Annotated in this window: 1 pseudogene; it reads left to right on the top strand. The window is 76.7% G+C overall.

The features are described 5' to 3' along the window. Positions 1 to 202, top strand: a pseudogene (locus tag C667_RS24220) (electron transfer flavoprotein subunit alpha/FixB family protein); the annotation flags it as partial.

Raw genomic sequence — 202 nt, forward strand, 5'->3', positions numbered from 1 at the left:
GATCAAGCTGATCACGGTGCGCACCACCGCGTTCGACGCCGCCGAAGCCGGCAGCAACGCCGCGCCGGTCGAGGCGGTCGCCGCGGCGGCCGACCTGGGCGTCACCGCGCTGGTCGGCCGCGAGATCGTCAAGAGCGCGCGCCCCGAGCTCGGCGCCGCCAAGGTCATCGTCTCGGGCGGCCGCGGCCTCGCCAGCGGCGAC

This window comes from Thauera phenylacetica B4P, assembly GCF_000310225.1.
Lineage (GTDB): Bacteria > Pseudomonadota > Gammaproteobacteria > Burkholderiales > Rhodocyclaceae > Thauera > Thauera phenylacetica.